Source organism: Motilibacter aurantiacus (assembly GCF_011250645.1).
In the GTDB taxonomy this organism is placed as follows: Bacteria; Actinomycetota; Actinomycetes; order Motilibacterales; family Motilibacteraceae; genus Motilibacter_A; species Motilibacter_A aurantiacus.
Genome location: NZ_JAANNO010000002.1, coordinates 243,724 through 267,482, shown reverse-complemented (window position 1 = coordinate 267,482; position 23,759 = coordinate 243,724). Strand labels below are relative to the sequence as shown.

The window sequence follows — 23,759 nt, the reverse complement described above, 5'->3', positions numbered from 1 at the left end:
GCCGAGCAGCCGTACGCCGAGCAGCCGTACGCCGAGCAGCCCTACGCGCAGGAGCCCTACGACGTCGCCGCGCCCGGGGGCGGGGCGCCGGCCGAGCAGCAGCCCTACGACGAGCAGGCGTACGCGCCGCAGCCCCCGGCCGCCCAGCCCTACGACGAGCAGGCGTACGACGAGCAGGGCGCGGCGCAGCCGGAGGAGCCCGGCGAGGGCGGCACCCACCACCGGCTGGGGTACGGCCCGCCGCGCTGGTAGCGCCCCGCGCCGGTGGCCCGGTGAGCGGCCCGGGCGAGGCGCCCGGGTCCGGTAGGCTTGTCCATCGGCCTTCCGCCCTGTCGGACGGCCCGGCCGGGAGACCGGCCCCCAACACCCTCGATCCGCCGGAAGAGACGTGACCCGCTCCCAGCCCACGGCCCCCCGCCTCGACGCGCGCGGGCCGTTCGTGCTCGACACGCGCGAGCTCGGCCGCCGCCCGGGCTCGATGCGCCGCGTCTCGCGCACCGTCGCCGCGCCCGAGGGGCTCGGCATCGACGTCCTGAGCATCCCGGTCGGGGCCGAGCTCGACCTCGAGCTGCGCCTCGAGGCGGTCATGGAGGGCGTGCTCGTCTCGGGCACCGCCCGCGCGGCCGTGACCGGTGAGTGCGTGCGCTGCCTGGACCCGCTCGAGCAGCAGCTCGAGGTGAGCTTCCAGGAGCTCTACGCCTACCCCGAGTCCTCCTCCGCGGAGGCGGACGAGGACGAGGTGCGCCTGCTCGAGGGCGACCTGCTCGACGTGGAGCCCGTGGTGCGTGACGCGGTCGTGCTGGCCCTGCCGCTGCAGCCGGTCTGCACCGAGGACTGCCCCGGGCTGTGCGCGGACTGCGGCGCCCGGCTGGCCGACGAGCCGGGCCACGGCCACGACGTCGTCGACGCCCGGTGGGCCGCTCTCGGCGGGCTGCTCGCCGGCGGCGCGCCCGAGCGGCCGCAGGACGCGGCCGACACCCCAGACCAGGACGGCTCGCCTCCCGGGCCGACCGGCCGGCGCTAGCGCGCCGACAGCACCACCCGCCGATCGGCAATAATGCTCGACGGCGATCGCCGAATGGCACGCCCCGTACCGCAGGACCGAGGAGTAGACCGTGGCCGTCCCGAAGCGCCGGATGTCGCGCAGCAACACCCGTTCCCGGCGCGCGCAGTGGAAGGCGGCGCCGATCACGCTCGCCACGTGCGACCGCTGCCGCTCGCCGCACCTGCCGCACACCGCGTGCCCCACCTGCGGCACGTACGCGCGCCGACCCGTTCTCGAGGTCTGAGCCGCTCCGCGGTGCCGGCCTCCGGCCAGCTGCCGGACCCTTCGACGCTCGCCCGGCGCCTCGAGGTCGACTACGACCCCGAGGTGCTGGAGCGGGCGTTGACACACCGGTCCTACGCCTACGAGAACGGCGGGCTGCCCACCAACGAGCGGCTCGAGTTCCTCGGGGACGCCGTGCTGGGCCTGGTCGTCACGGACACCCTCTACCGCACGCACCCGGACCTGCCCGAGGGGCAGCTGGCCAAGCTGCGCGCGGCGGTCGTCAACATGCGCGCCCTCGCCGACGTGGGACGGCGCCTCGAGGTCGGCCCGCACCTGCGGCTCGGCCGTGGCGAGGAGTCCACCGGTGGGCGCGACAAGTCCTCCATCCTCGCCGACACCGTCGAGGCGCTGATCGGCGCGGCGTACATCTGCCGCGGGCTCGAGGAGGCCACGGCGCTCGTGCACCGGCTGGTCGACCCGCTGATCGAGCAGGCGGCCGCGCTCGGCGCCGGTCTCGACTGGAAGACCTCGCTGCAGGAGCTTGCCGCCGGGCAGGGGCTCGGCGCGCCCGAGTACGTCATCACCGACACCGGCCCCGACCACTCGAAGACCTTCCGCGCCGTCGTCCGCCTCTCCGGGCAGGAGCGCGGGGAGGGCGTCGGGCGCAGCAAGAAGGAGGCCGAGCAGGAGGCCGCGGCGGCCGCCTGGGCCGCGCTGCGCGCCCCCGCCGCCGCCGACAGGACGGCTCCCGACGCCGCCGGCAGCCGGGCGACGCCCGCCTCCTGAGCCGTGCCCGAGCTGCCCGAGGTCGAGGTCGTACGCCGCGGCCTCGCCGACCACGTCACCGGCCGCGAGGTGCGCGACGCCCAGGTGCTGCACCCGCGGGCCGTACGCCGCCACGCTGCCGGCCCCGAGGACTTCGCCGCGCGGCTGGCCGGCGCCCGGCTGGCCGAGCCGCAGCGGCGCGGCAAGTTCCTCTGGGTCCCGCTGGCCGCCCCCGACGGCAGCATCGACGACGCGCTGGTCGCCCACCTCGGCATGAGCGGGCAGCTGCTCGTCCAGCCCGAGGACGCCCCGGCCGAGACCCACCTGCGCGCCCGGCTTCGCTTCGCCGACGGCGGCCTGGAGCTTCGCTTCGTCGACCAGCGGACGTTCGGCGGGCTGGCCGTCGACCCGCTCGCGGCCGAGGGCGTGCCGGTGCCGGTCGTGCACATCGCCCGCGACCCGCTCGACCCCGCCTTCGACGACGCGGCGTTCGCGACGGGCCTGCGCCGCCGGCGTACCGGGCTCAAGCGCGCGCTGCTCGACCAGACCCTGGTCAGCGGCATCGGCAACATCTACGCCGACGAGGCGCTCTGGGCCGCCCGGCTGCACTACGCCCGGCCGACGGAGACGACCACGCGCCGGGAGGCGGCCGCCCTGCTCACCGCCGTCCGCGAGGTCATGACCGCGGCGCTGGAGCAGGGCGGGACGTCGTTCGACGCGCTCTACGTCAACGTCAACGGCCAGAGCGGCTACTTCGACCGGTCGCTGCACGCGTATGGCCAGGCGGGGCGCCCGTGCGCCCGCTGCGGCACGCCCATCCGGCGCGACGCGTTCATGGGCCGGTCCTCGTTCACCTGCCCGGTGTGCCAGCGCACGCCGCGCCGCGCGCATTGGTGACGGGCTCCTCGCCCCCGTGACGACAACGGGTGAGAACCGTCACGCAAGCGTGACCATGCATTGACTGGGGTACGAGCCGGTGAGACGCTTGAAGCCCGCCCGGAGCCGCGCGAGCCACCTCGCGTGCCCGGAGCCGGACGCAATGATCTGGTAGCTGATCTGTTGCGGACCATCTGTGCGAAGCGTGGAGGACCGGTCATGGCGAAGGCGCTCTTCGGGCACGTGGGCGGCCCTGACGCCCGCATCCTCGGTGAGGTGCGCCAGTTGCGGGAGCGCGTGCGCGACCTCGAGTCGCAGGTGCTCCGGCTGCAGAACGAGAAGGACGCGCTGAGCGAGCTGCTCGAGCAGGGCGCCCTGCTGGCTCCCTCGACAGGGCTGGAGTCCCTCGAGGCGGCCGAGAAGGAGCCGGCGCTGGCCTAGCGCCTCGCCCGTCATCCCCGGGGCCGGCCGCGCACTGCCGTGGCCGGCCCGTTGCGTGCCCGTCCTGTGCCGCATCCCCTCCGGCCCGGCCCGGGCCCCGTCCACAGGGTGTCGCGCCGTCCACACGCCGCTCGCGCGCCACCGGATGAGCGCTCCCGTCGGTTAGCGTCGGTGCCGGCCCGACGACAGGCGGAGGAGGCGGAGCCGTGCACCTGAAGAGCCTGACCCTCAAGGGCTTCAAGTCCTTCGCCTCGGCGACCACCCTGCGCTTCGAGCCGGGCATCACCGCGGTGGTCGGGCCGAACGGCTCGGGCAAGTCGAACGTCGTCGACGCGCTGGCCTGGGTCATGGGCGAGCAGGGGGCCAAGAGCCTGCGCGGCGGCAAGATGGAGGACGTCATCTTCGCCGGGACGTCCGGGCGGGCGCCGCTCGGACGGGCAGAGGTGAGCCTCACCATCGACAACACCGACGGCGCGCTGCCGATCGACTACACCGAGGTCACGATCTCGCGGACGCTGTTCCGCAACGGGGGCTCCGAGTACGCGATCAACGGCTCGGCCTGCCGGCTGCTCGACGTGCAGGAGCTGCTCTCGGACTCCGGCATCGGGCGCGAGATGCACGTGATCGTCGGCCAGGGCCAGCTCGACGCGGTGCTCAGCGCGACCCCGGAGGACAGACGCGGGTTCGTCGAGGAGGCGGCCGGGGTCCTCAAGCACCGCAAGCGCAAGGAGAAGGCCCTCCGCAAGCTCGACGCGATGCAGGCCAACCTCACCCGCGTCCAGGACCTGACGGCCGAGCTGCGCCGCCAGCTGAAGCCGCTGGGCCGGCAGGCGGAGGCCGCCCGGCGTGCGCAGGTGGTGCAGGCCGACGCCCGCGACGCCCGGCTCCGCCTGCTCGCCGACGACCTGGTGCAGGCGCAGGCCCGGCTGGAGGCCGACGTCGCCGACGAGGAGGCGCTGCGGGCGAAGCGAGCGGCAGCGGAGGAGGCCCTGGAGGCGGCGCGCGCCGACGAGGCCGAGCTCGAGGCCGCCGTGCAGGCCGAGGCGCCGGAGCTCGCGCGGGTGCAGGAGGCGTGGTACGCGCTGTCCTCCGTCCGCGAGCGGCTCCGCGCGACCGCCGCCCTCGCCGCCGAACGGCTGCGCCACCTCGCCGCCGAGCAGGACGAGCGCCCCGGGGAGGGGCGGGACCCCGACGAGATGGAGCGCCAGGCGGCCCGCGTGCGGGCCGAGGAGGCCGAGCTGACCGCCCAGGTGGAGCGGGACGCCGCCCGCCTGGGCGAGGTGGTCGCGCAGCTGCGCGCCGCCGAGCAGGCGCTGGCGGGGGAGGAGAAGGCGCTGGCGGCCGCCGCGCGCGCCCGCGCCGACCGGCGGGAGGGGCTGGCCCGGCTCGCCGGCGAGCTCGCCGCGGCCCGCAGCCGCCTGGAGGCGTCCGAGGCCGAGACCGGGCGCCTCGACGCGGCGCGCGACGAGGCCGCCGCCCGGGCCGAGCAGGCCCGCGCCCGGTTCGCCGAGGTCGAGACCCAGGTCGCCGGCCTGGACGAGGGCGAGGAAGGGCTCGACGCCGCGCACGAGGAGGCCGAGGCGGCCCTCGCCGACGCGGTCGAGCGGGTCGAGGCGCTCGTGGCGCAGGAGCGGGAGGCCGAGCGGGAGCGGTCCGCGCTCGCTGCCCGGGTCGAGGCGCTCTCGCTCGGCCTGGCCGCGAAGGACGGCGCCGTCGCTCTGCTCGGCCCCGACGGGGGAGCCTCCGCCGCGGGCGTGCTCGGCCCGGCGGCGGGGATGCTCGAGGTGCGCCCGGGCTACGAGGCCGCGGTCGCCGCGGCCCTGGGCAGCGCGGCCGACGCCGTCGTGGTCGAGGGGCTCGACGCTGCCGTCGCTGCGGCCGAGCGGCTGCGCGCCGAGGACGGCGGCCGGGCCGCCCTGCTCGTGGCCGGTGCGCCCCTGGTGACGGCGTCGGGGGAGGCCGGGTCCCGCGGGTCGAGCGGCCCAGGCGCGGCCGAGCTCCCGGCGGGCGCCCTGCCCGCCGCCGCCCTTGTCACCGCGCACGAGCGGCTCTCCACCGCGCTCACCCTGCTGCTCGACGGCGTCCTCGTCGTCGACGCCCTGCCGGCCGCCGCCGCACTCGCGGCGCAGCGCCCCGAGCTCACGCTGGTGACGCGCGACGGCGACGTCGTCCGCGCGGGCCTGGTGACCGGGGGATCGGCGGCTGCGCCGAGCCGGCTGGAGGTGCAGGCAGCCGTGGACGAGGCCGCCCGCCGACTCTGCGAGGCCACTCACCAGGGCGAGCGGCTGCGCTTCGCGCTGAGCGCCGCCCGTCAGGAGCAGGCCGCCGCGCAGGAGCAGGTCGACGCGGCGCTGGACCGGCTGCACGAGTCCGACGCCCGGATGGCCGCCGTGGCCGAGCAGCTCGGCCAGCTCGGCTCCGCGGCCCGGGCGGCTGCCGCCGAGGCCGAGCGGCTCGCGCGCCAGCTCGACGCGGCCCAGGAACGGCTCGGCCCGGCCCGGGACCAGGTCGAGCAGCTGGCCGAGCGGCTCGCGGCCGCGGAGGCAGCCCCCGACGAGGGGGAGCCGAGCCCGGTCGAGCGCGACCGGCTGCGCGAGGCGTGCGCGGTCGCCCGCCGGTCCGAGCTGGACGCGCGGCTCGCCGTGCGCACCGCCGAGGAGCGCGCCCGGGGCCTCGCCGGCCGCGCCGACGCGCTGCTGCGCGGCGCCCGTCAGGAGCGCGAGGCCCGGGCCCGTGCGGTGGCCCGCCGTGAACGGCGGGAGCGCGAGGCGGTCGTGGCGACCGCGGTGCTCGCCGGGGCCGAGACGGTCCTCGCCTCCGTCGACGCCTCGCTCGCCGACGTCGCGGCCCGCCGCGAGGCGGCCGAGCAGGCCAGGGCCGTCCGCAGCGAGCAGCTCGCGGGTGCCCGCGCCCGGGCGCGCGCGCTGGCCAGGGAGCTCGAGGACCTGGTCGACACGGTGCACCGCGACGAGATGGCCCGGGCCGAGCAGCGGATGCGGGTGGGCCAGCTGCGCCTGCGCGCGGTGGACGAGCTGGGCGTGGACCCCGACGTCCTCGTCGAGGAGTTCGGCCCGCACGTCGACGTGCCGCCCTCGCCCGCGGCCCCGGGCGACCCGGAACCGGCCGAGGAGCCCCGGCCGCGGCCCTACGTCCGGGCCGAGCAGGAGAGGCGGCTTCGGGCGGCCGAGCGTGGCCTGGCCCAGCTGGGCAAGGTCAACCCGCTGGCGCTGGAGGAGTTCGCGGCGCTCGAGGAGCGGCACCGCTTCCTCGTCACGCAGCTGGAGGACCTCAGGGCGACGCGGCGCGACCTGCTGGAGATCGTGCGGGAGGTCGACGAGCGGGTGCAGGCGGTGTTCGCCGAGGCGTACGCCGACACCGCCCGCGAGTTCGAAGGCGTGTTCGCCCGGCTGTTCCCGGGAGGCGAGGGCCGGCTCGTGCTCACCGACCCCTCGGACATGCTGGCCACCGGCATCGAGGTGGAGGCGCGGCCGCCCGGCAAGAAGGTCAAGCGGCTCTCGCTGCTCTCGGGCGGTGAGCGGTCATTGACGGCGGTGGCGCTGCTCGTCGCGATCTTCAAGGCACGGCCCAGCCCGTTCTACGTCATGGACGAGGTCGAGGCCGCGCTCGACGACACCAACCTCGGGCGGCTGCTGGTGATCCTGGAGGAGCTGCGCTCCGCCAGCCAGCTCATCGTCATCACGCACCAGAAGCGGACGATGGAGATCGCCGACGCGCTCTACGGGGTCACCATGCGCGGCGACGGCGTCACCACCGTGATCAGCCAGCGGCTGCGCGAGGAGCGGGCGCCCCGGCCGGAGGCTCCCGACGCCGCGCAGAGCGTCCCGGCCTGACAAACCTCGGGCGCGCGTGGCCAGCTTCACTGCCCCCGGACGGAACGAGGACAGCGTCCCGGCGCGTCGCTGTCAGGGGAGGGGCGCCGGCGCGTTGTCATGGAAGGGCGTCGCGCTCGCCCCGTCCTGTCCGTTGTGCCCGCTAGTGATCGAGGATCGATGCTCGCGTTCGTCCTGACCATGGCCATCACGGTGGCCCTCGGCCTCGCCGTGATCGGCTTCGTCGCCTACCCCAACCGCGGGCGCCGCCTGCCCGGCCCCGAGCAGGTCTCCGGGCCGCTGGACAAGGTCGGCTCGCGGCTGTCCGACGTGCTGGACCCGGAGGACGGCTGGGACGACCAGGGCCGCCCCATGGCCGGCTCCGCCACGGTCCGCAGCGCCGCCCCCAGCGCAGTCCCGGGCCCCGCCCAGCAGGCGGGGCGTACCTCCTGACGCCTGTGCCGGCGCACGGGCGACCGGCTCCCGCCCGCACCGGGGACATCTGAGAGGCTCCTGCCGTGGAATGGGTAGTCGCCGCTGTCGTCATCGCCGTCCTGGCTCTCGTCGCCGTCGTCGGGCTGGTCGTCCCGCGGCGCCGCCGCGAGCTGCCGCCGCCGCCCCCGCGGGCCGGGGTCGACTACGCGCCCGGTGTCGGCGACGACGTCACCACTCCGCGCGACACCCCGACCCGGACCGTCGAGGACCTCGACCTGCCGCGCACGGTCGAGGCACCTCCGGTGCCCGACGTGCCCGTCGCCGTCCCGGCCGAGCCCGCGGCCCCGCCCGCCCCTGAGATCGAGCGCCCCGCGCCGGTCGCCGGGCGGCTGGCGCGGCTGCGCGACCGGCTCTCCCGCTCACAGTCCAGCCTCGGGCGCGGCCTGCTCGCGCTGCTCTCGCGCGACACCCTCGACGAGGAGACCTGGGAGGAGGTCGAGGACACCCTGATCACCGCGGACGTCGGCGTCGCGCCGACGCAGGAGCTCGTCGAGCGGCTCCGGACCCGCGTCCGGGTCCTCGGCACCCGCACCGCCGAGGACATGCGGCTCATGCTCCGCGAGGAGCTCATCGAGCTGGTCGGCCGCGACATGGACCGCACCCTGCAGACCGCGCGCCACCCCGAGGGCCGCCCCGCGGTCGTCCTCGTCGTCGGCGTCAACGGCACCGGCAAGACCACGACCGTCGGCAAGCTGGCCCGCGTGCTCGTGAGCGAGGAGCGCGACGTCGTGCTCGGGGCCGCCGACACGTTCCGCGCGGCCGCCGCCGACCAGCTCACCACCTGGGGCGATCGCGTCGGCGTCCCCACCGTGCGCGGGGCGGAGGGCGCCGACCCGGCCAGCGTGGCGTTCGACGCGCTCAAGCAGGCCACCGAGCTCGAGGCGGACGTGGTCCTCGTCGACACCGCGGGCCGGCTGCAGAACAAGGTCGGCCTCATGGACGAGCTGGGCAAGGTCAAGCGCGTCCTCGAGCGGCAGGGGCCGGTCGACGAGGTGCTGCTCGTGCTCGACGCGACCACCGGGCAGAACGGGCTCATCCAGGCCCGGGTGTTCTCCGAGGCGGTCTCCGTCTCCGGCATCGTGCTCACCAAGCTCGACGGCACGGCCAAGGGCGGCATCGTCGTCGCCGTCCAGCGCGAGCTCGGCGTGCCGGTCAAGCTCATCGGGCTCGGCGAGGGCCCGGACGACCTGGCGCCGTTCGAGCCCGAGGCGTTCGTGGACGCGCTGCTCGCCTGAGACCGGCGCGGCCGGCGCGGTCCGCGGCGAAAAGAGCGGGCTACGGCGGTTTCGGCCCACGACGTCACGCGACGGAAACCTGCCGGACGCTGATGTCACAGGACCGAAACCGGCAGCGTCGCTCCAGTTAAAGACAGCCCAGCACGCTCTTCCTCGTCAACGTTCCGACGATCGGGAGCCCGTCTATGCCTCCGACTGGCGATACGGCCTGGGTGCTCACCAGCGCTGCGCTCGTTCTCTTGATGACCCCCGGACTCGCTCTGTTCTACGGCGGCATGGTCCGGAGCAAGACTGTCCTGAACATGATGATGATGAGCTTCGGGGCGATGGGGCTCATCGGCGTCCTCTGGGTGCTCTACGGCTACTCCATCGCCTTCGGCAACGACGTGGGCGGCGGCCTGCTCGGCGACCCGTTCGAGTACCTCGGCCTCAAGGGCCTCATGACCTCGGCCGAGGACGCACTGCCCAACTCGGCGTTCGTCGGCTTCCAGGCCGTCTTCGCCATCATCACCGTCGCCCTGATCTCCGGGGCGATCGCCGACCGGGCCAAGTTCGGCTCGTGGATGCTCTTCGCCGGCATCTGGGCGACGATCGTCTACTTCCCGGTCGCCCACTGGGTGTTCGCCTTCGACAACGACGACGCCGGCGTCGTGGGCGGCTGGATCGCCAACGACCTCGCCGCGCTCGACTTCGCCGGCGGCACCGCCGTCCACATCAACGCCGGTGCGGCCGGCCTCGCCCTGGCGCTGGTCCTCGGCAAGCGCAAGGGCTGGCCGAAGGAGCGGATGCGCCCGCACAACCTCCCGCTCGTCATGCTCGGCGCGGGCCTGCTGTGGTTCGGCTGGTTCGGCTTCAACGCCGGCTCGGCCCTCGGCGCCAACAACCTCGCCGCCGTGGCGTGGATCAACACCCTCGCCGCCACCTCGGCCGCCATCTGCGGCTGGCTGCTCACCGAGAAGATCCGTGACGGCCACGCCACCTCGCTGGGCGCCGCGTCCGGCGTCGTCGCCGGCCTCGTCGCCATCACCCCGGCCTGCGCCGTGCTCAGCCCGGTCGGCTCGCTGATCCTCGGCTTCGTCGCTGGTGGTGCCTGCGCGCTCGCCGTCGGCCTGAAGTACCGCTTCGGCTACGACGACTCGCTCGACGTTGTCGGCGTCCACCTGGTCGGCGGCCTCATCGGCACCATCGCCATCGGCTTCCTCGCCACCGACACGGCCCCCGGCTTCGAGGGCGGCGAGAGCCTCTTCTTCGGCGGCAGCGTCGACCAGCTGGGCAAGCAGGTCGTCGGCGCGGTCGCGGTGCTCGCCTTCTCCTTCGTCGTGACCTACATCATCGGCCTGGCCATCGAGAAGACGGTCGGCTTCCGGGTCTCGGAGGAGGACGAGGCCGCGGGCGTGGACATCACCACCCACGCCGAGTCCGCGTACGACATCGCGGGCTCGATCGGTGGCGGCGGCTCGTCCGGCCTGGCCAAGCAGAGCACCCCCCAGCACGAGAGGGTCTGAGCCATGAAGCTCGTGACAGCGATTCTCAAGCCGTTCAAGCTCGACGACGTCAAGTCGGCCCTGGAGACCTTCGGGGTGCACGGCCTGACGGTCTCCGAGGCCAACGGGTACGGCCGGCAGAAGGGCCACACCGAGGTCTACCGCGGCGCGGAGTACACCGTCGACCTCGTCCCGAAGGTGCGCATCGAGGTGCTCGTCGACGACGCCGACGCGGACGACGTGGTCGAGGTCATCGTGAAGAGCGCGCAGACCGGGCGCATCGGAGACGGCAAGGTCTGGGTCGTCCCGGTCGACGCGGTCGTCCGCGTCCGCACCGGGGAGCGCGGCGCCGAGGCGCTCTGACGTGGCGACGAGCAGCGCGCGTTCCACGGGGGCACCGGCACCGACGCCCCGCACACCGGCGGAGCTGACGGCCGCGCGGCGCGCGCTGCTCTCCCGGCCCGGGCCGCCCAGTGCGGCCCGGCGCCGGGCACTCAGCGACCTGACCGACAGCTGGCTGCAGCGGCTCTACGACGAGGCCGTGCCGGCCAGCGAAGGGGTGGCCCTCGTCGCGGTCGGCGGCTACGGGCGGGCCTCGCTCTCGCCCTTCAGCGACCTCGACCTGGTCCTGCTGCACGACGGCCACCGCGGTGACGACGAGGTGGCCCGCATCGCCGAGGCGCTCTGGTACCCCGTCTGGGACGCCGGCCTCCGCCTCGACTACTCGGTCCGCACCCCCGGCGAGGCCCGGCGCGTAGCGGCCGAGGACCTCTCGGTCCTGCTCGGCCTGCTCGACCTGCGCGTCGTCATCGGGGACTCCGCCCTCGCGACCCGGCTGCGGACCGCCGTCCTCGACGACTGGCGCGGCAGCGCCCGAAGCCGGCTCGGCGACCTGCTCGAGACCTGCCGCGAGCGCTGGCGCCGCTCCGGGGAGGTGGCGTTCCTGCTCGAGCCCGAGCTCAAGGAGGGCCGTGGCGGGCTGCGCGACGTGGTCGCCCTCCGCGCCGTCGCAGCCTCGTGGGTGGCGGACCGGCCGCACGGCGACCTGGACGGCGCCACCGAGCGCCTGCTCGACGTGCGGGACGCCCTGCACGCCGTCAGCGGCCGCGCCCTGGACAAGCTGCTCCTGCAGGAGCAGGACGCCGTCGCCAGCGCCCTCGGCCTGGCCGACGCCGACTCGGTCCTGCGGGTCGTCGCGGACGCCGCCCGGACCGTCTCGTACGCGGGGGACACCACGTGGCGCCGGGTCGAGCAGTTGCTCGCCCCGCGCAAGCGCGCCCCGCGCATCGGAGCCCGCCGCCCGCCCCGCCCGCGCGCCCTCGCCCCCGGCCTCGCCGAGCACGAGGGCGAGCTCGTCCTCTCGCGCGACGGGGGCGTCGAGGCCGACCCCGTCCTCCCGCTGCGCGCCGCGGCCGTCGCCGCCCAGGCCGGGCTCCCGCTCTCACCGGGGACGGCGGACCGGCTGGCCCGAGAGTGCCCCCCGCTGCCCGAGCCGTGGCCGGCGACCGCTCGCGACGCCCTCGTCGCGCTGCTCGGCGCCGGGCCGGGAGCGGTCCGCGTCTGGGAGGCGCTCGACCAGTCCGGGCTCGTGGTCCGGGTGCTGCCCGAGTGGGCAGCCGTCCGCAACCGCCCCCAGCGCACCGCCGTCCACCGCTGGACCGTCGACCGGCACAGCGTCGAGACCTGCGTGCAGGCAGCCGCCCTCGCCCGCCGGGTGTCCCGCCCGGACCTGCTGCTCGTCGCCGCCCTGCTGCACGACATCGGCAAGGGCCGGCGCCGCGGCGACCACGCCCGTGAGGGCGCGCGCATCGCCGAGCCGGTCGTGGCCCGCATGGGCTTCGCGCCGGCGGACGTCGCGACGGTGACGATGCTGATCCGCGAGCACCTGCTGCTCGTCGAGACCGCCACCCGGCGCGACATCGACGACCCGGCCACGGCGGCTCGCGTCGCCGAGTCCCTGGGCTCGATCGAGGCCCTCGACCTGCTCGCCACCCTCACCGAGGCCGACGCGCTCGCCGCCGGGCCGCAGGCCTGGACCGACTGGCGGGCCGGCCTCGTGGGGGAGCTGACCCGGCGCGCCCGCGCCCACCTGCGCGGCGAGCCCCCGCCCCCGGCCACGCCGATCACCGACGAGGAGCGCGAGCTCGTCGCCGCCGGCGAGCTCGCCGTGTCCGTACGCCCCGACGGCGGCGGATGGGCCGTCACGGTCGTCGCGCCCGACCGGCGCGGCCTGCTCGCCACCGTCGCCGGAGTGCTTGCCGTGCACCGGCTCTCGGTCCGGTCGGCCACGCTGCGCACCGAGAACGGCATCGCGGTCGACACCTGGTCCGTGGTGGCCGAGTTCGGCGACCCGCCGGCCCTGGACGCGCTGCGCGACGACATCGACCGGGCGCTCGAGCGGCGCATGGACGTGGCCGGCCTGCTCGAGCGGCGCGAGGCGTCGCGGGCGCCCTCCCGCGGCCCCCGCGTACCCGCCCGTGTCGACATCGTCGAGGACGCCTCGCACACCGCGACGGTGCTGGAGGTGCGGGCCTCGGACCGGCTCGGGCTGCTGCACCGGCTCGGCCGGGCGTTGTCGTTCGCGGGCGTCGACGTGCGCGCCGCGCGGGTCGCGACCCTCGGGGCCGAGGCCGTGGACGTGTTCTACGTGGTGGGCGACGACGGGGCGCCGCTCGCGCCCGAGCGGGCTCGCGAGGTGGCTCGGGTGCTGCGGGACGTCGCGGGCTGACGGAGCGACGCCGCCGGGCCCGCGGGGCACGCGGCTACGCTGGCTGCGGGCCGGGCGCCTCGGCGTTCCCCGTCCCGTCAGCTCCGGCGCGATCTCTTCGGCAACGAGAAGGCAGGACCTCGCTCCCGTGTTCAACACCCTCCAGGACCGGCTGTCCGCGACGTTCAAGGGCCTGCGCGGCAAGGGCCGGCTGAGCGACTCCGACATCGACGCCGCCGCCCGGGAGCTGCGCGTCGCGCTGCTCGAGGCCGACGTCGCGCTGCCTGTCGTCCGCGAGTTCGTCGGCGCGGTGCGCGAGCGGGCCAAGAGCGCGGAGGTCCAGCAGTCGGTCAACCCGGCGCAGCGCGTCCTCGACATCGTCAACGAGGAGCTCATCGCGATCCTCGGCGGCGAGGCCCGGCGCATCAGGCTCGCGAAGACGCCGCCGACCGTGATCATGCTCGCGGGCCTGCAGGGCGCGGGCAAGACCACGCTGGCCGGCAAGCTCGCGCTGTGGCTGCGCGGCCAGGGCCACCAGCCGCTGCTCGTCGCCTGCGACCTGCAGCGCCCCAACGCGGTCAACCAGCTGCAGATCGTCTCCGAGCGCGCGGGGGCCGCTTTCTTCGGCCCCGAGCCCGGCAACGGCGTCGGGGACCCGGTCGACGTCGCCCGCCGCGCCGTCGCGTACGCCCGTGAGAAGCAGCACGACGTGGTCGTGGTGGACACCGCGGGCCGGCTGGGCATCGACGCCGAGCTGATGCAGCAGGCCGCCGACATCCGCGACGCGGTGTCCCCGGACGAGACGCTCTTCGTCGTCGACGCCATGATCGGCCAGGACGCGGTCGTCACCGCGCAGGCCTTCCTCGACGGCGTCGGGTTCGACGGGGTGGTGCTCACCAAGCTCGACGGCGACGCGCGCGGCGGTGCGGCCCTCTCGGTCGCCAAGGTGACCGGCCGCCAGGTGATGTTCGCCAGCAACGGCGAGAAGCTCGAGGACTTCGACGTCTTCCACCCGGACCGCATGGCCTCGCGGATCCTGGACCTCGGCGACCTGCAGACGCTGCTCGAGGGCGCGGCGAAGGTCTTCGACCAGCAGCAGCAGGAAGACCTGACCAACAAGTTCCTGTCCGGTCAGGACTTCACGCTCGAGGACTTCCTCGGCCAGATGCAGCAGCTGCGCAAGATGGGCTCGATGTCCAAGATCTTCGGGATGCTCCCAGGTATGGGGCAGTTCCGCGAGCAGATCGAGTCGATCGACGAGCGCGAGCTCGACCGCACCCAGGCGATGATCCAGTCGATGACGCCGGCCGAGCGGCGCGACCCCAAGATCCTCAACGGCTCGCGCCGGGCGCGCATCGCCCGCGGCTCCGGCTCGTCGGTCTCCGCCGTCAACGACCTCATCCAGCGCTTCACCGAGGCGCAGAAGATGATGCGGTCCATGGCCTCCGGCGGCATGCCGGGGATGCCGGGGATGCCGGGCTTCGGGAAGAAGTCGCGCGGCAAGGCCCAGCAGCAGAAGAAGGGCAAGGGCGGCAAGCAGAGCCGCTCCGGCAACCCGGCCAAGCGGGCGCTCGAGGCCCAGCAGGCGGCCCAGCGCGCCGCCCAGGCGCCGGCGCTCGGAGCCGGGTCCCCGTTCGGCGGGGACGGGGCGGCGACGCCGTTCGAGCTGCCGGCCGAGTTCAAGGGGCTGCTGCCGCCCGGCGGCCGCTGAGCCGCGCAGTGACGCGCAGCGGGTCCGCGCTTGGGTCCCGCCGCGTGCATCTGGCACAATCGACCGCTGGCACTGGTCCGTGCGCTGGCCCCTCTCGCCACGCGTCGGCCTTCATGCAACTCGCCAGGCACGTCGAGCTGCCAGGTCCCCACCCCGAGCGGCGTGCCGTGCCCGGCCGTTGTCCCGTCCGACGAGGAGTCCCGCCCCCGTGGCTGTAAAGATCAAGCTGATGCGCATGGGCAAGATCCGTGCGCCGTACTACCGCATCGTCGTCGCGGACGCCCGCGCCAAGCGTGACGGCCGCTTCATCGAGGCCATCGGCAAGTACCACCCGACCGAGGAGCCCTCGCTCATCGAGGTCGACAGCGAGCGCGCCCAGTACTGGCTCGGCGTGGGCGCCCAGCCGACCGAGCCGGTCGCCGCGATCCTGTCCAAGACGGGTGACTGGCAGAAGTTCAAGGGCCTGCCCTACGAGGAGGGCACGCTCAAGACCGCCGCTCCGCGGGTGGACAAGAAGGCCGTGTTCAACGAGGCCGCGAGGGCGACCGGTGGCGACGCCGGTGGCGCCGCGACCACACCGAAGGCGAAGAAGGCCAAGGACGAGGCGCCGCAGGCCACTGACTCCGAGGTCGCCGGCGGCGGCGCCGCCGTGGGCGGCTCGGACGCCCCCGGTGAGGCGGTCGACCAGCCCGCCGAGGCCTGAGAGTGATCGAGGACGCCCTCGACCACCTCGTGCGCGGCATCGTCGACAACCCCGACGAGGTCCGCGTCGCCCGGCGTGAGGGCCGGCGCGGCCGCGTGCTCGAGGTCCGGGTCCACCCCGAGGACCTCGGCAAGGTGATCGGCCGCAACGGCCGTACCGCCACCGCGCTGCGCACGGTGGTGGGCGCGCTGTCCGGAGGCCGCCCCGTCCGCATCGACTTCCTCGATGTCGACGAGCGGCGCTGAGGGCAGGCCCTCGACCGTCGAGCTCGTCGTCGGCCGCATCGGCCGGGCGCACGGCATCCGCGGCGACGTCCTCGTCGACGTCCGCACCGACGACCCCGAGCTGCGCTTCGCAGCCGGGGCGTCGCTGCGTACGGACCCGGCGGTCGTCGGCCCGCTCGTCGTGGAGTCCGGCCGGGTGCACTCCGGCCGGCTCGTGCTGCGCTTCGAGGGCGTCTCGGACCGGACCCGGGCCGAGCAGTTGCGCGGCACGATGCTCCTGGTCGACGTGCCGGCGGACGAGGAGCCCGAGGACCCGGAGGAGTTCTTCGACCATCAGCTGATCGGGCTGGCGGCCGTGCTGCCCTCCGGCGAGCCGGTCGGCGAGGTCGTCGACGTGCTTCACCTGCCCGCCCAGGACGTCCTCGCCGTACGCCGCCCCGACGGGCGCGAGGCGCTCGTGCCCTTCGTCACCGAGATCGTCCCCGAGGTCGACGTGCCCGGTGGGCGCATCGTGGTCGACCCGCCGGCCGGGCTGCTCGACGCGCTCGAGGACGAGACGGCGGCCGAGGACGCGAGGGACGCGGCGCCCGGCGACGAGGCGCCCGGGACGGGCACGCCGTCCGGCAGCGCCTAGCCGTGCGCGTCGACGTCCTCACCGTCTTCCCCGACTACCTGGCCCCGCTGCGGCTCTCGCTGCTGGGCAAGGCCCAGGAGTCCGGGCTGCTCGACGTCTCGGTCCGCGACCTGCGCGACTTCACGACCGACCGGCACCGCAGTGTCGACGACACGCCGTACGGCGGCGGCGCCGGGATGGTCATGACCCCCGGTCCGTGGGGGGCCGCGCTCGACGCGGTCCTCGCGGACGGGCCGCCGGGCGTGCGCCCGCGGCTGGTCGTGCCCTCGCCCGCCGGCCGGGTCTTCACCCAGCAGGTGGCGGCCGAGTACGCGGCCGACCCCTGGCTGGTCTTCGCCTGCGGGCGCTACGAGGGCGTCGACGCGCGCGTGATCGAGGACGCTCGGCAGACGTTCACGGTGGACGAGCTGTCGATCGGCGACTACGTGCTGTTCGGTGGTGAGGCTGCCGTCCTCGTGGTCGTGGAGGCGGTGGGCCGGCTGCTGCCGGGCGTGCTGGGCAACGCCGAGAGCCTGGCCGAGGAGTCGCACACCGGCGGGCTGCTCGAGGCCCCGGCCTGGACCAAGCCCGCGCAGTGGCGCGGCCTGGGCGTGCCGGACGTGCTCGTGTCGGGCGACCACGCGCGCATCGCGCGCTGGCGGCGGGACGAGTCGCTGCGGCGCACGGCGCGGACCCGGCCGGACCTGCTCGAGCGCCTCGACGCGACCGCGCTCGACGGCGCCGACCTGGCGGTGCTCGCCGAGGAGGGCTGGGCGCCGGCGGGGGCGAGGTTGGTCCGCCGCGCTCCGGATGTGTCAAACTAGGTCGTCGCGCCAACAGGTTCGTCGGCCGCGCCCTGCCACAGGGGAGCGCTCGCCGGACGACGAACGGCGCCACCGGGCCTCGCTCCTCGACCTCGTCGGGGGCCGGCCTGCCGCTGATTTGACCGAGAGCTGCTGACCGCAGCCGCTCCACGACGACACCGCAGGTGACCTGTGGCACCTGCAGGGAGACAGACATGCAGAAGCTGGACGCGCTCGACTCGACCTCGCTGCGCACGGATGTGCCGGCGTTCGGCCCGGGTGACACGCTCAAGGTCCACGTCCGCGTCGTCGAGGGCAACCGCTCTCGCGTGCAGGTCTTCCAGGGCGTCGTGATCCGTCGCCAGAACGGCGGCGTGCGCGAGACGTTCACCGTGCGCAAGGTCAGCTTCGGCACCGGCGTCGAGCGCACGTTCCCGGTGCACTCGCCGGTCATCGACAAGATCGAGGTCGTCACCCGCGGTGACGTCCGGCGCGCGAAGCTCTACTACCTGCGCGAGCTGCGCGGCAAGAAGGCCAAGATCAAGGAGAAGCGCGAGCCCGCCACGACGGCGCGCTGACCCGGGCTTCGCTGCGGACCGCGGGCGCATGAGCACCACGGACTCGCGCGGGGACGCGTCGGGCGAGGTCCCCGGCTCCTCGAGCCGGCCGCTGGACATTCCGCCCGACGCGCCGTCCGACGTGTCCCTGGCCCCGTCCGGCGCTGCCGGTGCCGAGCCCGCCGCCGCCCCGACGGGCGGCAGGGCCGACGAGCCGGCGGCCCGCGACGGTGACGGCCAGGGGCCCGACGGCCCCAGCGGCCCCGGCGGCCCTGAGGGCGACGCCGAGGAGCAGCACCCGCCGCACCGGCGCCGCCGCATCTCCGCGTGGGCCGAGATGCCCATCCTCATCGGCATCGCACTGGTCCTGGCGATGCTGGTCAAGGCCTTCCTCGTGCAGGCGTTCTACATCCCCTCCGGCTCGATGGAGCAGACGCTGCGCGTCGGGGACCGCGTCCTCGTCGACAAGGTGTCCTACCGCTTCGGCGACATCGAGCGCGGGGACATCGTGGTCTTCAACGGCGTCGACTCGTTCACCCCCGAGGTCACCTACGACGAGCCGAGCAACCCGATCGCCAAGGCGGTCCGCGCCGTGGGCAGCGCGATCGGCATCGCCCCGCCGGACGAGCGCGACTTCATCAAGCGCGTGATCGGGCTGCCCGGGGACCGCGTGGCCTCCGACGGGCAGGGCCCGGTCACCGTCAACGGGGTGCCGCTCGAGGAGGAGGACTACCTCTTCCCCGGTGACGACCCCTCCGACCAGCCCTTCGACGTCACGGTCCCCGCGGACCGGCTCTGGGTGCTCGGTGACCACCGCAACGCCTCGGCCGACTCCCGGGCCCACCAGGGCGAGCCGGGCGGCGGGTTCGTGCCCGTCGACAAGGTGATCGGCAAGGCCTTCGTCGTCGTCTGGCCCTTCGGCCACTGGCGCACGCTGGGCACCCCGGACACCTTCGACCAGGCCGAGATCGACCGCCGCGCGACCGGTGTCGGAGCCGAGCTCGGCGGCTGAGCAGCCGCCGGTGAGCCCGACCTCCTCGGGGGCCCGATGGCTGCCGCCGGAGCCGCTGCCGGCCGGGGAGTCCTGGCGGCGCTCGGCCAAGGGCCTGCTCGTCGCGGACGGCTGCGTCCTGCTGCTCCACGTCTGCGACCCCGTCGAGCCGCAGCTCGGCTCCTGGTGGGAGCTGCCCGGAGGCGGGCTCGAGCCGGGTGAGGACGAGCGCGACGCCGTCGTGCGCGAGGTCCGCGAGGAGACCGGGCTGAGGCTCGACCGGGACGACGTGGGCACCATCGCCTGGACCCGTCACGCCACCTTCCGCTGGCTGGGCCGCCGTCGCTGGCAGCGCGAGACCGTCCACCTGGTCGCCCTGCCGGCCACGGCCCGCGAGCGCGCGCTCGACCCCACTCCGGAGGCGCCCGGCGCCCTGCTCGCCGTCGCCTGGCAGCCGCTGGAGGCGCTCGCCGGGCTGCGGACGTACCCCTTGCGGTTGGCCGAGCACGTCCCGGCCCTGCTCGCCGGGCGACACGTGGCCGAGGGGCTGGAGCGGTGGAGCTGAGCCCGGGCCGGAGCCGGGTTAGCCTGCCGGACATGCCCGCCCCACAGCTGGTCCCGGCGCCCCGCGGCGCTTCGAGCCCGGGCAAGGGCCGCGGCAGGCGCGGAGGCCCGAAGCGGGTCGTCAAGCCCTCCACCCCGCCGAGCCTGCGGCTCGAGCGCTCGCTCTGGCGGGAGGGCGCAGGGCGGCTGGCCGCGATGGACGAGGTCGGGCGCGGCGCGCTCGCCGGCCCCGTGAGCGTGGGCGTGGTCCTGCTCGACGCCGACTGCAAGCCGGGGCCACAGGGGCTGCGCGACAGCAAGCTGCTCACCCACGAAGCTCGGGTCGCCCTCGCCCCGCGCATCCGGCGCTGGGCGCCGGCCAGTGCTGTCGGGCACGCCAGCGCCGCCGAGATCGACGCGTACGGCATCCTCGCCGCGCTCCGGCTCGCCGCCGAGCGTGCCGTCGCGGCGCTGCCGGGCCGGCCGGAGTGGGTGCTGCTCGACGGCAACCACAACTACCTGCGCCGGCCGGGCCAGCTGACGCTGGCCGACGCGCTGGAGGAGGCCCCCGTCCCGGACGGCGGATGGGTGTGCGACGTCCCGGTCCGGACCGTCGTCAAGGGCGACATGACCTGCTCGTCGATCGCCGCGGCGAGCATCCTGGCCAAGACCGAGCGTGACGCGATCATGGAGGAGCTGGCCCGCCGGCACCCCGCCTTCGGGTGGGAGCAGAACCGCGGCTACGCGACCCCCTGGCACACGGCTGCGGTGGCCGAGCACGGGCCGTGCGAGCAGCACCGCCGATCCTGGCGGCTGCCCGGCCGCGACGAGCCGGTCGACGAGGAGCTGCTCGAGCAGCTGGAGGTGGTCGAGACGCTCGCCGGGCCTGAGGGAGCCCGAGCCCTCGGGCGCGGCCCGGCAGACGCGGGCGCCGCCGCGGTGGACAATGACCGGATCGCCGGGGCCGGTTGACGCCCCGGCCCGATGCTGAGCGTGGGAGACCCGAAGTGAGCGCCGAGGACCTCGAGAAGTACGAGACCGAGATGGAGCTGCAGCTCTATCGGGAGTACCGCGACGTCGTCGGCCTCTTCACCTACGTCGTCGAGACCGAGCGCCGGTTCTACCTCACCAATGCCGTCGACCTCGTCCCGCGCAGCACCGAGGGCGGCGAGGTCTACTTCGAGGTCACGATGGCCGACGCGTGGGTCTGGGACATGTACCGGCCCGCTCGCTTCGTGCGCAACGTGCGCGTGGTGACGTTCAAGGACGTCAACGTCGAGGAGCTGGCCAAGGCCGACCTGGAGCCGCCCTCGCCGAGCTGAGCGCGCCGTCCACAGCCCCTTCCGCGTCCACAGATGGTCGTCGGGTGGCCTGCGGGAGGCCGTCGCGGCGCCACGCTCGTCGTGGAGGTGGTGCGCGATGGGCGGCACGGGCAGGGCGGTCGGTGGTGCGGGGGCGGGCTCGCGGCGTGCGGGGGCGGGGGAGCGGGCGCAGCCGGGGGGCATGACCGCGCGCGGGTCGCTCGGCCGCTACGGCGAGGACGTGGCGGCGCGGTTCCTGGCCGACGCGGGGCTGGTCGTGCTGGAGCGCAACTGGCGGTGTGACCTCGGGGAGGTCGACATCGTGGCGCGCGACGGCGACGCGCTGGTCGTGTGCGAGGTGAAGACCCGGCGGTCGGCGTCGTTCGGGAGCCCGCAGGAGGCGGTCACGGCCGTGAAGCAGGCGCGGCTGCGCCGCCTGGCGGCGCGGTGGCTCGCCGAGCGGGGAGTGCACCCGCCGCAGGTCCGTATCGACGTGGTCGCGGTGACGCGCGGGACGAGCGGCGCGGCCCGGGTCGAGCACCTGCGCGGGGTGTCGTGATGGCGTTGGCGACGGCGCGCTCGGTCGCGCTGGTCGGGGTCGAGGGGTCGGTCGTCGAGGTCGAGGCGCACGTCGCGCCGGGGCTGCCGGCGTTCGTCCTGGTCGGCCTGCCGGACGCCGCGCTGTCGGAGGCTCGCGACCGGGTGCGGGCGGCGGTGATAAACAGCGGCGAGCGGTGGCCGCAGTCACGGGTGACGGTGGGGCTGTCGCCGGCCAGCCTGCCGAAACGGGGGTCCGGGTTCGACCTGGCGATCGCGGTGGCGGTGCTGCTGGCCGGCGCCTGCCCCGAGGACGAGCCGGCGCTCGACCCGGCGGTGCTGGAGCGGACGGCGCTGCTGGGCGAGCTCGGCCTGGACGGGCGGCTGCGCCCGGTGCGCGGCGTGCTCCCCGCGGTGTCCTCGGCTGCCCGGGCGGGGCTAAGCCGTGTGGTGGTGCCGGAGGCGAACGCGTCGGAGGCGGCGCTGGTGCCCGGTGTGGAGGTCTTGGGGCTGCGCTCGCTGCGGCAGCTGGCCGCGCTGCTGCGCGGGGTGCAGGTGCCGGAGGAGGAGCCCGTGCTCGCCGTCCCGCCCGGTGGGCCCGCGGTGCGTCCTGCAGTGGGCAAGGACCTCGCGGACGTGGTCGGCCAGGAGGAGGCTCGCCACGCCGTCGAGGTGGCGGCCGCCGGTGGGCACGCGCTCTTCCTGGTGGGCGCGCCGGGCACCGGCAAGACGATGCTGGCCGAGCGGCTGCCGGGGCTGCTCCCGCCGCTGGAGCGCGAGGACGCGCTGGAGGTCACCGCCGTCCACTCGCTGGCCGGGGTGCTCGACCCTGCGGTGCCGCTGGTGGAACGGCCGCCGTTCCAGGCCCCGCACCACAGCGCGACCACCGCGGCCGTCGTCGGCGGCGGCAGCGGTGTGCCCCGCCCCGGCGCGGTCTCACTGGCCCACCGCGGCGTGCTGTTCCTCGACGAGGCGCCAGAACAGGATGACACCTCACTGCTGGACGCGGTCGCCCGCTGCCCCAGCTGGGCCGAAACGATGGACAAACTGGTACAAGAGTGCACGTAGGGGGTAAGACCAACGCGGGGTGGACAGTCGGCTGTATCGCTGACGGTTCGTCGCCACTCCGTACGGATGCTTGCATCGTGGCGTGGTCGCTGTAGCGTCCTCCTGTAGCAGCTCGTGTTGAGGGGGGCCGTCAGCGCGGACGACACTTCAGAGTGGTCGTAGCACTCAACAGGGCATGCCGGCGGTCGATGGGTTGTTACAGAGATGGCTCGCCCGTCTGGTGAGCGGAGAGGAACGGCAACGATGGCACGCGAGATCGAGCGGGACCTGTAGGCCCGCGAATCCATGAACTACGAACCGAGGCCCGGGGGTCCCCCCTGGGCCTCGCTGCTAGACCGAGGCCCGGGGTTCTCCCCCGGGCCTCGTTGCTAGACCGCACCAGCCTCCCGCCCGGGCCGCGCTCCACGGGCGCATCGAGGGTTGTGCTGGAGCGGCAGGGGCAAGACCTTGATTGCGGTGGCGGTTCACGTACCGGCGTGTAACCTGGCCGTCCGGTTCCTGCACTGCCGAAAGGATGCGAGATGGCACGGGAGATCGAGCGGGACCTGTAGGTCCAGCCCGCCAAGTCACAGTCCAGCGGAAGCCCGGGGCGACCCCGGGCTTCGCTGCGTTTGCGGCCGCAAGGGTGAGTGCGTGGCGGTCGGGGTTAGCTCCTTGCGGCCGGCCCACTCACGGTGTGCCAGCCGTTCGCTGCTCTGAGCACTACGTGACGAATGTGACCTCTGGGGCCTAGTCTCTGACACCGCGCTCGTCCACGCTCGGAGACGGCGTCGCTGGGGCAAGCCGGGATGGGGGAGCCATGGGTCAGACCTTCTGGACAGCAGTCGGCGCCATCGCCGCGTGCTGCTCCACCCTCCTGACCATCGCCCTGGTCATCTACGCCGCGCGCACCATCTCTCGGCAGGCGACGGCGTCGATCCGGGCGAACGAGCACACCCGCGCTCAGGTCACCATGACGTTCACCCTGGAGTGGCAGCGGGTCGTCGTGCAGCAGTACGACGAGATCCTTGACTACGTCAAGACACAGGGCTGGACGCTCGACCACGCGTTGCGGACTCACGCCTTCGATGAGGAGGTCCGTAAGCGGGTGCGTCCGATGCTCGAGAACATGGAGCACCTTGGACTCGGTGTTCGCATGAGGGCCTACAGCGGAGACATCGTCTACCACCTCGCCAACGGCTTCCTCAAGGAGACCCACCAGACGTTCCGCTACTACATCGCGTCGGTCCGGCAGGGCAGCGCTGCCGCGGGCCGGCTTGCGCACCCGACCGCTTTCGAGCACTTTGACTGGCTCATCATGGCCCTGGCAGACCGAGAACGGACGCCGCAGCCTCCGCTGCCAGGAACCCTCGAGGACTGACCAGCCCAGGGCTGCCAGGCCCGGGCGCGCTGGAGGCCTAGGCTCGGGCGCGCTGGAGGCCAACGCCGCGGAGGTGACGCTGGTCCCGGCCGCCTCGGTGCCCAGGTTGCGCTCACTGCACCATCTGACGGCGCTACTGGCGGTCTGTAGGTGTCGCACGTGTGACACCCAAGCGCCGCTGAACCGGCGCGTTGCGCGAGTGAGAGCGGCGTGGCGTCGGCTCTGGCGGCTGCAAGCGGTCTCGG

Annotated in this window: 23 protein-coding genes and 2 pseudogenes; all 25 read left to right on the top strand. The window is 74.8% G+C overall.

Going from position 1 to position 23,759, the window contains the following annotated elements; all coding sequences use genetic code 11:
* Positions 1-252: pseudogene (locus G9H72_RS05180) on the top strand (ATP-binding cassette domain-containing protein); the annotation flags it as partial.
* 187 nt (positions 253-439) lie between these two features.
* The gene (locus G9H72_RS05175) at positions 440-1,024 is read left to right on the top strand and encodes a YceD family protein (protein WP_407939553.1); all 585 of its coding nucleotides are present in this window, start codon (positions 440-442) and stop codon (positions 1,022-1,024) included.
* 91 nt (positions 1,025-1,115) lie between these two features.
* Positions 1,116-1,289 carry a 50S ribosomal protein L32 gene (rpmF, locus tag G9H72_RS21315; protein ID WP_166168500.1) on the top strand — a complete coding sequence of 58 codons (174 nt, stop codon included), beginning with the start codon at positions 1,116-1,118 and terminating at the stop codon, positions 1,287-1,289.
* A gap of 29 nt (positions 1,290-1,318) precedes the next feature.
* Positions 1,319-2,056: a ribonuclease III gene (rnc, locus tag G9H72_RS05165; protein ID WP_231126495.1), complete on the top strand. Its 738-nt coding sequence runs from the start codon at positions 1,319-1,321 to the stop codon at positions 2,054-2,056.
* 3 nt (positions 2,057-2,059) lie between these two features.
* On the top strand, positions 2,060-2,932 hold the full coding sequence (mutM, locus tag G9H72_RS05160) for a bifunctional DNA-formamidopyrimidine glycosylase/DNA-(apurinic or apyrimidinic site) lyase (RefSeq protein WP_166168494.1): 873 nt from the start codon (positions 2,060-2,062) through the stop codon (positions 2,930-2,932).
* A 198-nt stretch (positions 2,933-3,130) separates the two neighbouring features.
* Complete coding sequence (locus G9H72_RS05155) at positions 3,131-3,352, top strand: hypothetical protein (RefSeq protein WP_166168491.1); 222 nt, start codon at positions 3,131-3,133, stop codon at positions 3,350-3,352.
* Between the two features lie 206 nt (positions 3,353-3,558).
* Positions 3,559-7,203, top strand: coding sequence for a chromosome segregation protein SMC (smc, locus tag G9H72_RS05150; RefSeq protein WP_166168488.1), 3,645 nt, complete (start codon positions 3,559-3,561; stop codon positions 7,201-7,203).
* 159 nt (positions 7,204-7,362) lie between these two features.
* Entirely contained in the window at positions 7,363-7,635 is a 273-nt protein-coding gene (locus tag G9H72_RS05145) for a hypothetical protein (protein ID WP_166168485.1), read from the top strand.
* A 65-nt stretch (positions 7,636-7,700) separates the two neighbouring features.
* Entirely contained in the window at positions 7,701-8,912 is a 1,212-nt protein-coding gene (gene ftsY, locus G9H72_RS05140) for a signal recognition particle-docking protein FtsY (protein ID WP_166168482.1), read from the top strand.
* A gap of 185 nt (positions 8,913-9,097) precedes the next feature.
* Positions 9,098-10,417 carry an ammonium transporter gene (locus G9H72_RS05135; protein ID WP_166168479.1) on the top strand — a complete coding sequence of 440 codons (1,320 nt, stop codon included), beginning with the start codon at positions 9,098-9,100 and terminating at the stop codon, positions 10,415-10,417.
* Between the two features lie 3 nt (positions 10,418-10,420).
* On the top strand, positions 10,421-10,759 hold the full coding sequence (locus tag G9H72_RS05130) for a P-II family nitrogen regulator (RefSeq protein ID WP_166168477.1): 339 nt from the start codon (positions 10,421-10,423) through the stop codon (positions 10,757-10,759).
* A 1-nt stretch (position 10,760) separates the two neighbouring features.
* On the top strand, positions 10,761-13,124 hold the full coding sequence (locus tag G9H72_RS05125) for a [protein-PII] uridylyltransferase (RefSeq protein WP_331271996.1): 2,364 nt from the start codon (positions 10,761-10,763) through the stop codon (positions 13,122-13,124).
* Between the two features lie 127 nt (positions 13,125-13,251).
* Complete coding sequence (ffh, locus tag G9H72_RS05120; RefSeq protein WP_166168474.1) at positions 13,252-14,814, top strand: signal recognition particle protein; 1,563 nt, start codon at positions 13,252-13,254, stop codon at positions 14,812-14,814.
* A gap of 208 nt (positions 14,815-15,022) precedes the next feature.
* Complete coding sequence (gene rpsP, locus G9H72_RS05115) at positions 15,023-15,517, top strand: 30S ribosomal protein S16 (protein ID WP_166168471.1); 495 nt, start codon at positions 15,023-15,025, stop codon at positions 15,515-15,517.
* Between the two features lie 2 nt (positions 15,518-15,519).
* Positions 15,520-15,762, top strand: coding sequence for an RNA-binding protein (locus G9H72_RS05110; RefSeq protein ID WP_166168468.1), 243 nt, complete (start codon positions 15,520-15,522; stop codon positions 15,760-15,762).
* On the top strand, positions 15,743-16,375 hold the full coding sequence (rimM, locus tag G9H72_RS05105) for a ribosome maturation factor RimM (RefSeq protein WP_166168466.1): 633 nt from the start codon (positions 15,743-15,745) through the stop codon (positions 16,373-16,375). The genes G9H72_RS05110 and rimM overlap by 20 nt, the downstream gene beginning before the upstream one ends.
* A 2-nt stretch (positions 16,376-16,377) precedes the next feature.
* Entirely contained in the window at positions 16,378-17,178 is an 801-nt protein-coding gene (gene trmD, locus G9H72_RS05100) for a tRNA (guanosine(37)-N1)-methyltransferase TrmD (RefSeq protein WP_166168464.1), read from the top strand.
* 194 nt (positions 17,179-17,372) lie between these two features.
* Positions 17,373-17,735 (top strand): 50S ribosomal protein L19, encoded by a 363-nt coding sequence (gene rplS, locus G9H72_RS05095; protein ID WP_166168461.1) that lies wholly within the window; start codon positions 17,373-17,375, stop codon positions 17,733-17,735.
* Positions 17,736-17,763: 28 nt separating this feature from the next.
* Positions 17,764-18,726, top strand: a complete 963-nt coding sequence (gene lepB, locus G9H72_RS05090; protein WP_166168458.1) for a signal peptidase I — start codon at positions 17,764-17,766, stop codon at positions 18,724-18,726.
* Between the two features lie 10 nt (positions 18,727-18,736).
* A complete protein-coding gene (locus G9H72_RS05085; protein WP_331271995.1) occupies positions 18,737-19,270 on the top strand; it encodes an NUDIX domain-containing protein in 534 nt (177 codons plus the stop codon).
* A gap of 32 nt (positions 19,271-19,302) precedes the next feature.
* Positions 19,303-20,220, top strand: coding sequence for a ribonuclease HII (locus tag G9H72_RS05080; RefSeq protein ID WP_166168455.1), 918 nt, complete (start codon positions 19,303-19,305; stop codon positions 20,218-20,220).
* Positions 20,221-20,255: 35 nt separating this feature from the next.
* Entirely contained in the window at positions 20,256-20,570 is a 315-nt protein-coding gene (locus G9H72_RS05075; RefSeq protein WP_166168452.1) for a DUF2469 domain-containing protein, read from the top strand.
* A 181-nt stretch (positions 20,571-20,751) separates the two neighbouring features.
* On the top strand, positions 20,752-21,108 hold the full coding sequence (locus G9H72_RS05070; protein ID WP_166168449.1) for a YraN family protein: 357 nt from the start codon (positions 20,752-20,754) through the stop codon (positions 21,106-21,108).
* Positions 21,108-22,085 (top strand): annotated as a pseudogene (locus tag G9H72_RS05065) (YifB family Mg chelatase-like AAA ATPase); the annotation flags it as partial. The gene G9H72_RS05070 and the pseudogene G9H72_RS05065, both read left to right, overlap by 1 nt.
* Before the next feature lie 868 nt (positions 22,086-22,953).
* Positions 22,954-23,514: a DUF4760 domain-containing protein gene (locus G9H72_RS05060; protein WP_166168444.1), complete on the top strand. Its 561-nt coding sequence runs from the start codon at positions 22,954-22,956 to the stop codon at positions 23,512-23,514.
* The last annotated feature ends 245 nt before the right edge of the window (positions 23,515-23,759 follow it).

Bases quoted from the DNA above. Each gene is read 5' to 3' on its own strand.
- G9H72_RS05155 (WP_166168491.1), top strand. From the start codon at position 3,131: ATGGCGAAGGCGCTCTTCGGGCACGTGGGCGGCCCTGACGCCCGCATC.
- lepB (WP_166168458.1), top strand. From the start codon at position 17,764: ATGAGCACCACGGACTCGCGCGGGGACGCGTCGGGCGAGGTCCCCGGC.
- G9H72_RS05145 (WP_166168485.1), top strand. From the start codon at position 7,363: ATGCTCGCGTTCGTCCTGACCATGGCCATCACGGTGGCCCTCGGCCTC.
- rimM (WP_166168466.1), top strand. From the start codon at position 15,743: ATGTCGACGAGCGGCGCTGAGGGCAGGCCCTCGACCGTCGAGCTCGTC.
- G9H72_RS05060 (WP_166168444.1), top strand. From the start codon at position 22,954: ATGGGTCAGACCTTCTGGACAGCAGTCGGCGCCATCGCCGCGTGCTGC.
- G9H72_RS05070 (WP_166168449.1), top strand. From the start codon at position 20,752: ATGACCGCGCGCGGGTCGCTCGGCCGCTACGGCGAGGACGTGGCGGCG.
- G9H72_RS05080 (WP_166168455.1), top strand. From the start codon at position 19,303: ATGCCCGCCCCACAGCTGGTCCCGGCGCCCCGCGGCGCTTCGAGCCCG.
- G9H72_RS05130 (WP_166168477.1), top strand. From the start codon at position 10,421: ATGAAGCTCGTGACAGCGATTCTCAAGCCGTTCAAGCTCGACGACGTC.
- rplS (WP_166168461.1), top strand. From the start codon at position 17,373: ATGCAGAAGCTGGACGCGCTCGACTCGACCTCGCTGCGCACGGATGTG.
- G9H72_RS05135 (WP_166168479.1), top strand. From the start codon at position 9,098: ATGCCTCCGACTGGCGATACGGCCTGGGTGCTCACCAGCGCTGCGCTC.